We start from the raw sequence: 14,924 nt of genomic DNA on the forward strand, positions 1-14,924 counted from the left end.
AATGTTTGACAAATCAAAACATAGTATACAATAATAGTGAATATTTAAATCCCTCTTAAGGAGGACAGTGGATGTCAGATTTTTTAGTAATCGTTGAGTCACCGGCGAAAGCAAAGACAATAGAACGATATTTAGGAAAAAAATATAAAGTGAAAGCATCAATGGGACATATTAGGGATTTGCCTAAAAGTCAAATGGGTGTTGATATAGAAAAACAATTTGAACCAAAGTACATAACAATCCGCGGAAAAGGTCCTATTTTAAAGGATCTAAAAACAGCAGCAAAAAAAGCGAAGAAAATCTATTTAGCAGCTGACCCGGATCGCGAAGGGGAAGCAATTGCATGGCATTTAGCAAATAGTTTAAATGTAGACATTGAATCGGATTGCCGAGTTGTTTTCAATGAGATTACAAAAGATGCCATTAAAGAATCATTTAAGCACCCTAGAGCGATTAATATGGACTTAGTGGATTCCCAGCAGGCTAGAAGGGTTTTAGACCGTTTAGTAGGATATAATATCAGTCCTTTATTATGGAAAAAAGTTAAAAAAGGACTTAGTGCAGGAAGAGTGCAATCTGTTGCTGTACGTCTCATTATTGAAAGAGAAAATGAAATCAAAGCGTTTGAGCCAGAGGAATACTGGTCCATTGAAGGAAGCTTTATTAAAGGAAAGAATGATTTTGAGGCATCCTTTTATGGAGTTAATGGAAAGAAAATTGAGCTTCATTCGGAAGAAGATGTACAAAAAATTACAAGTCAACTGAAGGATAATAAATTTATCGTAGAGAAAGTGAGTAAAAAAGAGCGGAAGAGAAATCCTGCCGTACCATTTACGACATCCTCTTTACAACAGGAAGCTGCCCGTAAATTAAATTTCCGTGCAAAGAAAACGATGATGTTAGCACAGCAATTATATGAAGGAATTGATCTTGGAAAAGAAGGAACTGTTGGTTTAATTACATATATGAGAACTGATTCAACTAGAATCTCTGAGGTTGCACAAGGAGAAGCTTTTGAATTTATCAACACTCATTATGGAAAAGAGTATACAAGAGATGAGAAGAAAAAAGAGAAAAAGAATGTAAAGGTTCAAGATGCCCACGAAGCCGTTCGTCCAACTAGCATTATCCGTGAGCCAAACAAGGTAAAAGAATTTTTATCTCGCGATCAATTTCGATTATATAAGCTAATTTGGGAAAGATTTATTGCTAGCCAAATGGCCTCAGCTGTAATGGATACAATGAGTGTCGATTTATCAAACGGGAACGTAATTTTCCGTGCGAATGGATCGAAAATTAAGTTCCCTGGCTTTATGAAAGTATATGTGGAAGGTACAGATGATAATGTGGATGAAAAGGATCGTCAGCTTCCTGATTTAAAGGAAGGCGATACAGTATTAAACAAAGATATTGATACCAAACAGCATTTCACTCAGCCGCCTCCACGCTATACAGAAGCAAGGCTAGTAAGAACACTTGAGGAATTGGGGATAGGACGACCATCAACCTTTGCTCCAACTTTGGATACTATTCAAAAACGGGGCTATGTAGCGCTTGATAATAAACGATTTATTCCAACTGAATTAGGTGAAATTGTCTTAGAGCTAATTTTAGAATTTTTCCCTGAGATATTAAATATTGAATTTACTGCGAATATGGAACAAGATTTAGATAATATCGAAGCCGGTAAAGTCAATTGGGTAAAAGTTATAGATGAGTTTTATCAAACGTTTGAGAAAAGGCTTGAAGTTGCAGAACAAGAAATGCAGACCATTGAAATAAAAGATGAACCAGCTGGAGAAGATTGCGAAGAGTGCGGTCATCCAATGGTTTATAAAATGGGTCGATATGGAAAATTCATGGCTTGCAGTAATTTCCCTGACTGCAGAAACACGAAAGCTATTGTGAAGGATATTGGGGTAAAATGTCCAAAATGCCATGAAGGTAATATAATTGAAAGAAAAAGTAAAAAACGCAGAATTTTTTACGGATGTGATCGTTTTCCAGAATGTGATTTCATTTCATGGGATAAGCCGCTGCAAAGACCTTGTCCGAAATGTGAAAGCATGCTAGTGGAGAAGAAACTGAAAAAAGGTGTTCAAGTACAGTGTGTTAACTGTGATTATAAAGAAGAACCACAGAGTTAATAGAGATTCTTACTAAATGGAAAAGCACTATCTAGGAAAACGAGTATAGGAAGCAAATGGATTTGAGGGTGAGCAAATGCTCACTCTCTTGTCAATTACTACCAAGTTAATGCTTTTGTATCCTAAATATTATATATATGGAAGATAATGTAGTGGATATTCGTTTTAAGAAAAAAATATTAAATCTATTGAATGTAGAAACTTTTCATTCTTTCATTCGTATAGTAAAATGCTATGAGTGAATACTTCATAGATTCTTTTTGAAGGAAGTTATTTTGTCTTCCTGCATGTACATATTTTTCTCCTGCTTCTTTTTGTCTGAGAAAGAGCTTTTCCCTTTAATAGAAGCTTGTTTCAATGATTTAAGATTAGCTATCCATTAATAGGGAAAAGAAAGAAGTGAACGGATTGTTACGAACAATTCCGAACTTTGTGAAAAATGTGTAAATTTATTGATTGTAGTCAAAAAGTATGATAATATGATGAAGCCGTTGTGAGGTGAGGTTATGAAACAGGAATTAAACAATCATGTTCAGGCATTTATTGCATATTTGCAGATTGAAAAAAATTACTCACCATATACAATAGAATTTTATATGCAAGATATTGACCAATTCTTTCGTTTTATGAAAGATCAAGTAATAGACAAGTTAGAAGACGTGAGTCCATCTGATGTAAGAATATACTTAACAGAGCTTTTTTCACAGCAATTAGCAAGAAAGACGATTGCGCGAAAAATATCTAGTTTGAGAAGTTTTTATCGATTTTTGCTAAGGGAAAAGGTAGTAGACAATAATCCGTTTTCTGCCGTATCGATTCCTAAGCTAGAAAAGAGATTACCTGATTTTTTCTACGAGGAAGAATTGCAGCAACTCTTTTTATCATGTGATACGAACACACCCCTTGGGCTAAGGAATAAAGCATTACTTGAATTACTGTATGCAACAGGCATTCGTGTTGGAGAATGTACAAAAATTCAATTAAGCGATATTGATTTTAGTGTTTCTACCGTATTGGTTAGGGGAAAAGGGCAAAAGGAAAGGTATGTTCCATTTGGTAGTTTTGCGCATCATGCTCTTGAAGCGTACATAAAGGTAGGTAGGAATAAGTTGATGAAAAGCACTTCAACTCATTCTTATTTGTTTGTTAATTATCGCGGAGGAATTTTAACAGATAACGGAGTTCGTGATATCTTAAATAAAATGATGGATACTTCATCCTCACAAGGAAAAATTCATCCCCATAAATTGAGACATTCATTTGCCACTCATTTGTTGGCAAATGGTGCAGATATGAGAACAGTCCAAGAATTATTAGGTCATGCATTTTTAACATCAACTCAAATATATACTCATGTTACTAATGAGTATTTAAAAAAGACGTATATGTCTTATCACCCTAGGGCATAGTCAATTGGATAAGGAGGAAGTAACATGTCTGAAATACCACAATTTCATGCAACAACTATTTTTGCGGTAAAACATAAAGGGAAGTCAGCAATGTCTGGTGATGGTCAAGTCACATTAGGAAATGCTGTTGTGATGAAACATACTGCCCGGAAGGTAAGAAAGCTTTTTAACGGGAAAGTAATTGCAGGATTTGCGGGATCAGTTGCAGATGCCTTTACTCTTTTTGAACTATTTGAAGGGAAATTAGATGAGTTTAATGGGAACTTACAGCGTGCATCAGTGGAGCTTGCGAAGCTTTGGCGCAGTGACAAAGTTCTTAGAAAACTGGAAGCAATGCTGATTGTTATGAATGAAACAGACCTATTATTAGTATCTGGAACAGGCGAAGTAATTGAACCAGATGATGGTATACTTGCAATCGGTTCTGGCGGGAACTATGCACTTGCTGCTGGTAGAGCGCTCAAAACCTATTCTGGAGATAATCTTTCTGCATACGACATCGCGAAAGCGGCTCTAGAGATTGCTGGTGAGATTTGTGTTTATACAAATAATAATATCATCGTGGAAGAATTATAGGGGAGGATTTTTATTATGCAAAAAAGTGCTAGTTTAACACCTCGTCAAATTGTGGAGCGCCTTGATCAATATATTGTTGGACAAAAGGATGCAAAAAAAGCTGTGGCTGTCGCTTTAAGAAACCGTTTTCGCAGAAGCTTGCTTGACGAAAAGCTTAGAGACGAAATCAATCCGAAAAATATTTTAATGATTGGTCCTACTGGTGTCGGAAAAACAGAAATTGCAAGACGGATAGCAAAAATTGTCAATGCACCATTTGTTAAAGTAGAAGCAACTAAGTTTACGGAAGTTGGCTACGTTGGACGCGATGTGGAATCAATGGTTCGTGATCTTGTTGAAACATCTGTACGCTTGGTAAAGGAAGAAAAGATGTTTCAAGTGAGAGAGAGAGCGGAAGTAGCGGCAAATAATCGCCTTGTTGAATTGTTAGTGCCATCTGCTGCAAAGAAAACATCCAACTACAAAAATCCTTTAGAAATGCTTTTTGGCGGAGGTTCTACAGACACAGACGAAGAAGAGTCTACTGTGGAGGAAACTAGTAAGTCAGAAAAAAGAAAAATTGTAAAAGAAAAACTTGCCCTAGGCGAACTGGAAGACGAAGTAGTTTCTGTAGAAATGGAAGAACAGCAGCCATCAATGTTTGATATGCTCCAAGGTTCGGGAATGGAACAAATGGGCATGAATATGCAGGATGCTTTAAGCAGTTTTATGCCGAAGAAAAAGAAAAAGCGCAAACTAACAGTTAGAGAAGCGCGAATTGCCTTAACGAACGAGGAAGCGCAGAAACTAATCGATATGGACGAGGTTACACAGGAAGCTCTCGTACGCGCTGAACAAATGGGAATTATCTTTATCGATGAAATTGATAAGATTGCCAGCAAGTCTAATGGTAGTTCTTCAGCGGATGTTTCTAGAGAAGGTGTGCAACGAGATATTTTACCTGTCGTGGAAGGCTCAACAGTTGTAACGAAATACGGATCGGTTAAAACAGATCATGTATTATTTATTGCAGCAGGTGCATTCCATATGTCGAAGCCATCTGATTTAATCCCAGAATTGCAAGGAAGATTTCCGATTCGTGTAGAGCTTACGAAATTGACAGTGGATGATTTTTATCGAATTCTGGTGGAACCAGATAATGCATTGATTAAGCAATATCAAGCATTATTGCAAACAGAGGGTATAGAAATTGAATTTTCTGACGAAGCTATTCGTAAGATAGCTGAAGTGGCTTATGAAGTAAATCAAAATACAGATAATATCGGTGCGAGAAGACTTCATACTATTCTAGAGAAACTATTGGAAGATTTGTCTTTTGAAGCACCAGAAATAACAATGGAAAAAATAACGATCACTCCAAAGTATGTGGAAGAGAAGTTAGGAGCCATCTCAAGAAATAAAGATTTAAGTCAATTTATACTATAATTTAGTCAATCAGAAAGTTAACTCCTGAAATAGAAAAGGTATAAGTAGACATAGATTATTTCGAGTGTTGGTTTTAGTTAACAGGAGGAATAAGAAATGGATTTATTAACAAAAACGAGAAAAATAAACGCAATGCTACAAAGAGCTGCTGGAAAACCAGTTAATTTCAAGGAAATGTCTGAAACGTTAAGTGACGTTATCGAAGCAAACATTTTCGTTGTAAGCAGAAGAGGTAAGTTACTAGGTTTTGCAGTTAATCAGCAAATTGAAAATGATCGTATGAAAAAAATGCTGGAAGATCGTCAATTCCCAGAAGAATATACAAACAGCTTATTTAACATTCAAGCAACTTCAAGTAATTTGGAAATTGACAGTGAGTATACTGCTTTCCCAGTTGAAAATAAGGAATTATTCGCACAAGGTTTAACAACAATTGTTCCTATTATCGGTGGAGGAGAAAGACTTGGCACATTAATTCTTGCAAGATTACAAGAGCAATTTCATGATGATGATTTAATTCTTGCTGAATACGGTGCTACTGTAGTTGGTATGGAAATTCTTCGTGAAAAAGCTGAAGAAATCGAAGAGGAAGCAAGAAGTAAAGCAGTTGTTCAAATGGCAATCAGCTCTCTATCTTATAGTGAATTAGAAGCAATTGAACACATCTTTGAAGAATTAAATGGAAATGAAGGATTATTAGTAGCTTCTAAAATCGCAGACCGTGTTGGTATTACAAGATCTGTAATCGTAAATGCGTTGCGTAAATTAGAAAGTGCTGGTGTTATTGAGTCTCGTTCTTTAGGTATGAAAGGTACTTATATTAAAGTACTTAATGATAAATTCTTATTAGAACTTGAGAAATTAAAATCAAATAAATAATATCTGTTACCAAATAAAACAGATACTGATAAAAAACCTTTTCAGCCTATTGAAAAGGTTTTTTTTTGCGTATATGTAACTGTAAAAGAGAGATATGGCACGAACGAGAAATATGGGGTGTTTCGTATAAACATATCATTCGACAAAAACTGCGCGTTTTCCAGTTATTTTTCATTTACATTACAGAGTGTTTCACAGTATATTTGTTTACATAGCCAATAAATAATATCGTTTAGTAACTAATGACTATGATAATAGTAATGGTAAAAGGAAGGTAAACACCAATTTTTACCAAATAAAATGATCAATTATGTCAATTATGAACTAAAATAGGTAAAAAGAATCATTAAAATCCTCCTCTTTCCCATGGACATATTATTACAAATTAATTAAAATTAAACCTATCATGTAAAAAAATCGTCACAAAAAAACAAAATTCAACATTTTTCTTAAATAAGATTTCTTGAGGTGTGATAAAGTGAAGCTTTTTTCTAATACAATAACAACCCTAGAAAACGCGATAGATTATTCTAATCAAAAGCAAAAGGTTATTGCGCAAAATATTGCCAATGTAGATACACCAAATTATAAAGCGAAGACTGTGACTTTTAAAGATTCTTTATCTAGTGCGATGAATGCGAATGTAACAAGTAGCAAACATATTTCTTTCTCAGCTACTAATAATTCTTCAACTGCAGTTGTTTCAAAATCTAATGCTACGTATAACAACAGTGGAAATAGTGTGGACATGGATAAAGAAATGACCGATCTTGCGACAAACCAAATATATTACAACGCGTTAATCGATCGAATTAGCGGGAAATTTAGTTCACTAGAAAATGTAATTAGAGGAGGTAAGTAAGAATGTCTATTTTTAATAGTATAAACACTACGGCCTCTGCATTAACAGCCCAACGACTAAGAATGGATGTTATTTCTTCTAATATGGCAAACGTTGATACAACGAGAGGCAAACTTGTGAATGGTGAGTGGGAGCCTTATAAAAGAAAACAAGTAGTTTTTCAGGAGCAAGAGGGTTCATTTGCTTCCCATTTGAATGCGGCCAGGGGAAATAGCTCAGAGGCAAGCGGGGGAGTAAGTGTGTCGAAAATTGTAGAAGATGAAACGCCATTTGAGTTGGTTTATGATCCGGAAAACCCAGATGCGGATGAAAATGGATATGTTAGTATGCCAAACGTAGATCCATTGCGTGAGATGGTTGATTTAATGAGTGCCTCAAGATCATATGAAGCCAATGTCACTGCTTTAAATGCTTCTAAAAGCATGTTAATGAAAACATTAGAAATCGGTAAATAAACCGAAAAGGAGTAATTAAATGGAACCATTAAATTTTTCTGCAGTATCTTCTGCATTTCCATTAACGAATACATCAACTAGTAATAAAACATCTGTTGCTAATACACAAAAAGACTTTGCATCATTTTTAAAAGAATCGATTAATAGCGTGAATCAAGCCCAAAATGAATCAGATGCTCTAACAAACAAGCTAGCAAGAGGAGAGGATGTTGATTTATCTCAAGTGATGATTGCCTCTCAAAAAGCAAATATTACGATGCAAGCTACATTAGAAATACGTAATAAAGCAGTGGAAGCTTATCAAGAAATGATGAGAATGTCGGTTTAATATAAAGACTGTTTTCAAAGAAGTATTGCCTTTAAACGATGTTGTTTTGAAAGTCTTTATATTAATGCCCGTTGAAGGCAAGTGTCCATGCAGTCAACGGGCTTCATTCCAAAGAGAAAATAACAACGTTGGAGAAAACAGGCAACATATAAAGATGGGCGGTTTTTACCTAAACAAAATTACGGTAGCCGGGGGAAGAGAATGAAAGAGAACCTAAATAAAATATTTAATCCTTTAAAAGAGTATTGGCAAAGTCGTTCAAAAAAGCAAAAGACTGTGGTAATGAGTAGCGGACTTTTGCTTATTCTAGTTGCAATCTTTTCAGCTTATTTTTTTACGAGGGTAACACTAGTGCCACTATACAGTAATTTAACACCTTCAGAAACAGGAGCTATTAAAGAGAGTCTTGATAGTAGAGGGGTAACTTCTGAAATTTCTGGCGGGGGTACAGTTATTAGTGTTCCAGAAGAAGTAGTAGACACGTTAAAGGTTGAACTTGCAGCAGAAGGAATACCAGAGTCAGGTAGCATTGACTATTCCTTTTTTAGTGAGAACGCAAGCTTCGGAATGACAGATAATGAATTTAATGTTTTAAAATTAGATGCATTGCAGACAGAAATTGCAAATCTAATAAAAGGTGTTGAAGGGATTAATGACGCTAATGTTGTTATCACTTTACCAGAAGAAAGTGTATTTGTTTCAGATCAAGGGGGAGAAGCTACAGCCTCTATTGTGTTAAATACAAAACCAGGCTATGACTTCTCAGAAAATCAAATAAAAGGGTTATATACACTCGTGTCCAAAAGTGTACCAAACCTTCCTACAGATAATATCGTCATTACAAACCAAAACTTTGAGTATTTTGACTTAAATTCTTCAAATAATTCTGCGACAGATACTTTTACTGCGCAAAATAATGTAAAAAAACAAATTGAACGTGATATTCAAAGACAAGTACAAACAATGCTAGGAACGTTAATGGGACAAGATAAAGTCGTTGTATCGGTTACTGCTGATATCGACTTTACCCAAGAAAATAGAGAAGAAAACCTTGTTACGCCTGTTGATGAAGAAAATATGGCAGGAATTGAAATAAGTGCCCAAAATATCACGGAAACATATACAGGTGAAAATGCTGCTTCCGGTGGAGTTGTACAGGCAGAAGATGATGCAGATACAACAACGTATAATTCAGAAACAGGATCCGGTAATGGCGACTATGAAAAAGTTGAACAAACTGTTAATAGTGAAGTAAATCGTATTAAAAAACAAATTGTGGAAAGTCCATATAAAATTCGTGATTTAGGTATTCAAGTAATGGTAGAGCCACCTGATGCCAATGATACTACTTCCTTGCCGCAGGAAAGCATCGATGATATTTCCAATATATTAGGAACAATCGTTCGAACATCGATAGATAAAACATCTACTGATGGAGAACTAACAGATGAGGATATCCAAAGCAAAATTGCTGTGTCTGTTCAGCCGTTTAATGGAAAAACACAAGCAACTGAGGTAGTACAAGCAGCAATTCCATGGTGGATTTATGCAGTTGGCGGAACATTGCTTGCGATTATTATTCTATTAATCTTCTTATTCATGAATGCAAGAAAGAAAAAGAAACAAGAAGAAATGGAACAAATTATTCAACCAGTTACTCCTGTAGTGGATATCCAGGAGGAGCAAGAATCAGAAGGTACCATCAGAAGAAAGCAACTTGAAAAAATGGCTAAAGAAAAACCAGAGGAATTTGCAAAATTACTTCGTACATGGATTACGGAAGATTAAGGAGTGTTGTTAAATGGCAAGAAAAGAATCAAATGAATTATCTGGCAAGCAAAAGGCAGCCATTCTCCTTATATCATTAGGTCCTGATGTTGCAGCCTCGGTTTATAAACATTTAAGTGAGGAAGAAATTGAACGATTATCACTTGAGATATCAGGGGTTAGAAAAGTGGAGAATACTTCTAAAGAACATGTTTTAGAAGAATTCCATAATATTGCACTTGCTCAAGATTATATTTCTCAAGGCGGGATTGGATATGCAAAAACTGTTTTGGAGAAGGCTCTAGGATCAGAACAAGCGTCCATTATCTTAAATAGACTGACTTCTTCTCTCCAAGTAAGACCTTTTGATTTTGCGAGAAAAGCAGATCCCAACCAAATATTAAACTTTATTCAAAATGAGCATCCACAGACAATTGCGCTAATTTTGTCCTATTTGGATCCAACGCAGGCAGGTCAAATACTGTCCGAATTGCCACAGGAAGTACAAGCTGATATTGCAAGAAGAATCGCTGTAATGGATAGTACTTCACCAGAAATTATTAATGAAGTGGAACAAATTTTGGAAAGAAAGCTATCTAGCACCGTTACGCAAGACTATACACAAACTGGTGGAATTGAAGCAGTTGTTGAAGTGCTTAATGGGGTCGATAGAGCAACAGAACGTACGATTTTAGATGCACTTGAAATTCAAGATCCAGAATTAGCAGAAGAGATTAAGAAGAGAATGTTTGTCTTTGAAGATATCGTTACATTGGATAATAGAGCAATTCAAAGAATTATTCGTGATTGTGAAAATGAAGATCTCATGCTTGCACTTAAAGTATCTGGCGATGAAGTCAAAGAGATTGTCTATAGCAATATGTCTACGAGAATGGCTGAGTCCTTTAAAGAAGAAATGGAATATATGGGACCAGTTCGCTTAAAGGATGTAGAAGAAGCGCAATCTAGAATTGTGGCGATTATTAGACGACTCGAGGATGCGGGAGAAATTGTGGTTGCCCGTGGCGGAGGAGATGATATCATTGTCTAGGTTAATTAAGTCAAGATATTCAGCCCCTGATGATACGAAAGAGAAAGTTATTTCCATTAAATATATAGATTCCTTCGATTCTGCATTTGAGCAATCAAGGGAAGTAACGCAAGCAGAATATAACAAGATAATCAATGCAGCGCGTCAAGAAGCAGAAGAAATTAGAAAGCATGCACTGGCTGAGGCTGAACTGATAAGTGTTCAGCTCTCAGAAGAAAAGAAAAATTGGGATATAGAAAAAGCACATTTAATAGAAGAAGCGAAGAAAAATGGTTTTCAAGCAGGATTCGAGGAAGGTCAGAACGTTGGATACAATGAAGTGTACAGCTTCATACAACAAGCAAAGGATACAGTACTAGCATCCAAAATCGATTATGAAAAATACTTACAATCTGCAGAAAGCACGATTTTAGAGCTTGCTATTGAAGTAGCAGAGAAAATTATCAATAACAAAATGAAGGAAGATAGCCAAAATTTTATTCATCTTGTGCAAAATGCCTTAAAAGAAGTTAGAAAACAGAGAGAAATTCAGTTACATGTTAATCCTATCTATTACGAAATGGTAGTAGCGGAAAAAGAGGAGTTGCTACAATTATTCCCGATTAAGCCGAGCCTTTTCATTTTTCCTGATGAAACGATTGAAGAGAATGGTTGTATCATTGAAACAGCAAACGGTCGTTTAGATGCAAGTGTAGATACACAATTACTCATGATCAAAAATAAGCTACTTGAAATATTGGAGAGTGAAGAAGGTTGAAAGCCCAATCGTTACTAAGCTCAATTTCGTCCATTGACATATATAAGCAATATGGCCGCGTGAAAAAAGTAGTCGGATTAATGATCGAGTCACAGGGACCAAAAAGTTCTATTGGGGATGTATGCAATATTCATATTGGTACAAAGCATAAACGAATGATCAAGGCTGAAGTGGTCGGATTTAATGATGAAAATATTATATTAATGCCTTATACAACGGTAAATGATATTTCACCAGGCTGCCTAGTGGAAGCTTCTTCTGAACCTTTAGAAATAAAAGTAGGACCTGCATTAATTGGGACCGCTATTGATGCATTAGGAATGCCTTTAGATGGCTCCATATTGCCGAAAGGATTAAAGGCTGTCCCAATAGATCAAGAACCTCCAAATCCGATGACAAGACCTCCTATCTCTCAATCAATGGAAGTAGGGGTTCGATTAATTGATGGGCTTTTAACAGTCGGAACGGGTCAAAGACTAGGGATATTTGCAGGTAGTGGTGTTGGTAAAAGTACATTGCTAGGAATGATTGCAAGAAATACAAAAGCAGATTTAAATGTTATCGCCTTAATCGGAGAACGGGGAAGAGAAGTACGAGAATTTATTGAACGTGATTTAGGACCAGAAGGATTGAAAAGATCGATTGTTGTTGTCGCTACATCTGATCAGCCAGCTTTAATGCGAATAAAGGGTGCTTATACAGCTACGGCAATTGCAGAATACTTTCGAGATAAAGGTTTAAACGTCATGTTAATGATGGATTCCGTTACACGTGTAGCGATGGCGCAGAGAGAAGTAGGTCTAGCTATTGGAGAACCGCCAACTACGAAAGGCTATACGCCATCTGTGTTTGCAATCTTACCGAAACTTCTAGAAAGAACGGGTACGAATGAATATGGTAGTATAACTGCTTTTTATACCGTATTAGTGGATGGGGATGATATGAATGAACCAATTGCAGATACGGTGCGCGGGATTCTAGATGGGCATTACGTTCTAGATCGGGCACTTGCAAATAAGGGGCAATACCCAGCCGTTAATGTCTTAAAAAGTGTCAGTCGTGTGATGAATCATATTGTACCAAAAGAACATGTAAAAGCGGCTGAGCGATTGCGGGACCTTCTTAGCACCTATATGAATTCGGAAGATTTAATTAATATCGGTGCCTATAAGAAAGGTTCTTCTAAAGAGATTGATACGGCGATTAGGTTGTATCCAAGTATTCTTTCCTATATAAAGCAGGCGACAGATGAGAAGGTTTCGATTGAGGAAAGCCTCCATTCCTTATTAACTTTAGTTGGAACAGAGGGATAAAAGATGAGCTATCAGTTTAAATTCGAAAAAATATTAACGATTCGAGAAAGAGAAAAAGAAGAAGCAAGCTCTGCATATAATCAATCTGTAAATAGATTTGAAGAAGCTGCTGAAAAACTATATGAACTACTAAAAAGAAAAGAAGACCTAGAAGCCTATCAAGCGGAAAAAATAACGACTGGATTATCCGTTCAAGAAATTAGACATCATCAGCAATTTGTAGGCAATTTAGCCAAAACGATTGAACATGCCCAAAAAATGGTGCAAAACGCCCGGAATTCTATGGCCTATTTTCAAGAAAAAATGTTAGAAAAAAATATTGAAGTGAAAAAGTTTGTGAAAATAAAGGAAAAAGATCATACCAATTATTTAGCATTAGAACGAGCTGAAGAGGCCAAACAAATGGATGATATATCTCTTCAACAATATATGCAACATGAAAAGGTAGGTGGCTAAATGGAAAACTCATGGGAAGAAAAAAAGAAGCCATTTAACTTTTTCCAGCGTTTTCTGATGGTTGCAGTTATTCCGAGCCTTTTTGCAATCATTGTTCTTGTGCTATTGCTCATGTATTCTGGAGCGGATGTTGCAGAGAAGGGCAAGGAGTTATTAAATACGATTCCTTTTCTAAGTGAAGAAAAAAAATCGACAGATACATTACTAGAAAATAATAAAAATACGATTAGCTCCCTACAAACAAAGCTGGAGGAACGGGATGCACAAATAAAGGCGCTAGAGTCACAATTAGAAAATAGTGAAAATAGAATCCAATCTGTTAATTCGGAAAAGGAAAAATTACAAAGTGAGTTAACTTCTCTCCAATCAGCTCAAGAGGAAACCAAAAAAGCAGTTGCTGAGATCGTGAAAACATATGATACGATGTCTGCGAAAAGTGCTGCGGCAATTCTGTCAGAGATGAGTGAAAATGAAGCATTGAAAATTTTGGCAGAGCTTAAACCAGCAAAACTTGCGTCGATATTAGAGAAAATGGAACCAACTATTGCATCAAAATATACAGAGCTATTATCAGCCGATACAACAAATCCGTAATAAGTAGCCATTTTACTTGAAAGGGGGTGAAAAATTGCAACTAGGACTGATTAATTCATGGAGAAAAATGGAGTTAACGAATGGCAGTCAACCAATAGCAGGGGAAAAATTAGATGGACAGTTTATGCAGATGATAAATGCTTTAAAAATAAAGCCGCAACTAAGTGATCTAAACCAAGAGGATGCAGCAAGTAAGGAAGGCATACATCAGCTTTTGACTATACTGTCTAGCTCATCTGCTGTACCCCATTCAAATGTGGAAAATGATTCTATAAATAATGCTGTGACAGCAGATGAGCAGATATCTTTAAATCTTGACCATTTATTGACCACCTATCATCATTTTTCGGATGGAGGAGATATTCCCAATCTAAATGCACCAAATATGGATTCTATTCTAGCGGAAACATACGCTAACTTAGAAAACACGATCACTCAAGCTTTAAAGAAAGAAACGAACACGGAGATAGCTCCGGATATGTTTAATCAAACTGAGTTGCCGTGTTTGCTAACTGATTTAAAACTGCTTGAGAATACAGTAGAACAGCTGCCGGATAATTCTGTTAAAGAAAAAATTGCTGAAACGGTACAAGAATTGAGTGGTTTAATGCTTTCTTTAAATAAAGTCTTTGAATTAACTTCTTCGAGTACTGGGACTAAGGCAGAAGAAGCCGGATATACGAAAGCTGGCCATTCTTTCACGAATGACAGTAATTTTATTGTCGGCTATTATAAGTTGTCTTCCGCTAAGAAGGAAAATAAACAGCAATCTACAGAAGTGAACGAGCAAAACTTGGGTGCTAATCCGGTGCGGGAAAAGGGTCCAATGCCAATCATGTTAACAAATCCAGAGCAGACACCTGGACTAAAGGTCGAAGCTTCATCACAAGAGTTAAAAACGGCAG

15 protein-coding genes are annotated in these 14,924 nt (G+C 36.1%); all 15 read left to right on the forward strand.

Annotation, left to right across the window (positions count from 1 at the left end; translation table 11 throughout):
• Window positions 1-71 precede the first annotated feature (71 nt).
• The gene (gene topA, locus RTL21_RS18100; RefSeq protein WP_312097863.1) at window positions 72-2,147 is read left to right on the forward strand and encodes a type I DNA topoisomerase; all 2,076 of its coding nucleotides are present in this window, start codon (window positions 72-74) and stop codon (window positions 2,145-2,147) included.
• Between the two features lie 506 nt (window positions 2,148-2,653).
• Window positions 2,654-3,556 carry a tyrosine recombinase XerC gene (xerC, locus tag RTL21_RS18105; RefSeq protein ID WP_312097865.1) on the forward strand — a complete coding sequence of 301 codons (903 nt, stop codon included), beginning with the start codon at window positions 2,654-2,656 and terminating at the stop codon, window positions 3,554-3,556.
• Window positions 3,557-3,589: 33 nt separating this feature from the next.
• The gene (gene hslV, locus RTL21_RS18110; protein WP_284561348.1) at window positions 3,590-4,132 is read left to right on the forward strand and encodes an ATP-dependent protease subunit HslV; all 543 of its coding nucleotides are present in this window, start codon (window positions 3,590-3,592) and stop codon (window positions 4,130-4,132) included.
• Window positions 4,133-4,147: 15 nt separating this feature from the next.
• Complete coding sequence (hslU, locus tag RTL21_RS18115; RefSeq protein ID WP_312097867.1) at window positions 4,148-5,557, forward strand: ATP-dependent protease ATPase subunit HslU; 1,410 nt, start codon at window positions 4,148-4,150, stop codon at window positions 5,555-5,557.
• 96 nt (window positions 5,558-5,653) lie between these two features.
• Window positions 5,654-6,436: a GTP-sensing pleiotropic transcriptional regulator CodY gene (codY, locus tag RTL21_RS18120; protein ID WP_312097869.1), complete on the forward strand. Its 783-nt coding sequence runs from the start codon at window positions 5,654-5,656 to the stop codon at window positions 6,434-6,436.
• Between the two features lie 478 nt (window positions 6,437-6,914).
• Window positions 6,915-7,298: a flagellar basal body rod protein FlgB gene (flgB, locus tag RTL21_RS18125; RefSeq protein WP_312097942.1), complete on the forward strand. Its 384-nt coding sequence runs from the start codon at window positions 6,915-6,917 to the stop codon at window positions 7,296-7,298.
• A 2-nt stretch (window positions 7,299-7,300) separates the two neighbouring features.
• Entirely contained in the window at window positions 7,301-7,753 is a 453-nt protein-coding gene (gene flgC / locus RTL21_RS18130; protein WP_312097871.1) for a flagellar basal body rod protein FlgC, read from the forward strand.
• A gap of 19 nt (window positions 7,754-7,772) precedes the next feature.
• The gene (fliE, locus tag RTL21_RS18135; protein WP_312097872.1) at window positions 7,773-8,081 is read left to right on the forward strand and encodes a flagellar hook-basal body complex protein FliE; all 309 of its coding nucleotides are present in this window, start codon (window positions 7,773-7,775) and stop codon (window positions 8,079-8,081) included.
• Window positions 8,082-8,282: 201 nt separating this feature from the next.
• Window positions 8,283-9,869, forward strand: a complete 1,587-nt coding sequence (gene fliF / locus RTL21_RS18140; protein ID WP_312097874.1) for a flagellar basal-body MS-ring/collar protein FliF — start codon at window positions 8,283-8,285, stop codon at window positions 9,867-9,869.
• A 13-nt stretch (window positions 9,870-9,882) separates the two neighbouring features.
• Complete coding sequence (fliG, locus tag RTL21_RS18145) at window positions 9,883-10,899, forward strand: flagellar motor switch protein FliG (protein ID WP_312097875.1); 1,017 nt, start codon at window positions 9,883-9,885, stop codon at window positions 10,897-10,899.
• On the forward strand, window positions 10,892-11,656 hold the full coding sequence (gene fliH, locus RTL21_RS18150; RefSeq protein ID WP_312097876.1) for a flagellar assembly protein FliH: 765 nt from the start codon (window positions 10,892-10,894) through the stop codon (window positions 11,654-11,656). The genes fliG and fliH overlap by 8 nt, the downstream gene beginning before the upstream one ends.
• Window positions 11,653-12,969: a flagellar protein export ATPase FliI gene (gene fliI, locus RTL21_RS18155; RefSeq protein WP_312097877.1), complete on the forward strand. Its 1,317-nt coding sequence runs from the start codon at window positions 11,653-11,655 to the stop codon at window positions 12,967-12,969. The genes fliH and fliI overlap by 4 nt, the downstream gene beginning before the upstream one ends.
• 3 nt (window positions 12,970-12,972) lie before the next feature.
• Complete coding sequence (gene fliJ, locus RTL21_RS18160; RefSeq protein ID WP_312097878.1) at window positions 12,973-13,425, forward strand: flagellar export protein FliJ; 453 nt, start codon at window positions 12,973-12,975, stop codon at window positions 13,423-13,425.
• A complete protein-coding gene (locus RTL21_RS18165; RefSeq protein WP_312097880.1) occupies window positions 13,426-14,019 on the forward strand; it encodes a MotE family protein in 594 nt (197 codons plus the stop codon).
• 34 nt (window positions 14,020-14,053) lie between these two features.
• A partial coding sequence (locus RTL21_RS18170; protein ID WP_312097882.1) for a hypothetical protein occupies window positions 14,054-14,924 on the forward strand: 871 nt, incomplete at its 3' end.

This window comes from Niallia sp., assembly GCF_031978665.1.
Classification (GTDB): domain Bacteria; phylum Bacillota; class Bacilli; order Bacillales; family Cytobacillaceae; genus Niallia.

Bases quoted from the DNA above. Each gene is read 5' to 3' on its own strand.
- fliJ (WP_312097878.1), top strand. From the start codon at position 12,973: ATGAGCTATCAGTTTAAATTCGAAAAAATATTAACGATTCGAGAAAGA.
- fliE (WP_312097872.1), top strand. From the start codon at position 7,773: ATGGAACCATTAAATTTTTCTGCAGTATCTTCTGCATTTCCATTAACG.
- xerC (WP_312097865.1), top strand. From the start codon at position 2,654: ATGAAACAGGAATTAAACAATCATGTTCAGGCATTTATTGCATATTTG.
- RTL21_RS18165 (WP_312097880.1), top strand. From the start codon at position 13,426: ATGGAAAACTCATGGGAAGAAAAAAAGAAGCCATTTAACTTTTTCCAG.
- hslU (WP_312097867.1), top strand. From the start codon at position 4,148: ATGCAAAAAAGTGCTAGTTTAACACCTCGTCAAATTGTGGAGCGCCTT.
- codY (WP_312097869.1), top strand. From the start codon at position 5,654: ATGGATTTATTAACAAAAACGAGAAAAATAAACGCAATGCTACAAAGA.
- flgC (WP_312097871.1), top strand. From the start codon at position 7,301: ATGTCTATTTTTAATAGTATAAACACTACGGCCTCTGCATTAACAGCC.
- fliF (WP_312097874.1), top strand. From the start codon at position 8,283: ATGAAAGAGAACCTAAATAAAATATTTAATCCTTTAAAAGAGTATTGG.
- topA (WP_312097863.1), top strand. From the start codon at position 72: ATGTCAGATTTTTTAGTAATCGTTGAGTCACCGGCGAAAGCAAAGACA.
- fliG (WP_312097875.1), top strand. From the start codon at position 9,883: ATGGCAAGAAAAGAATCAAATGAATTATCTGGCAAGCAAAAGGCAGCC.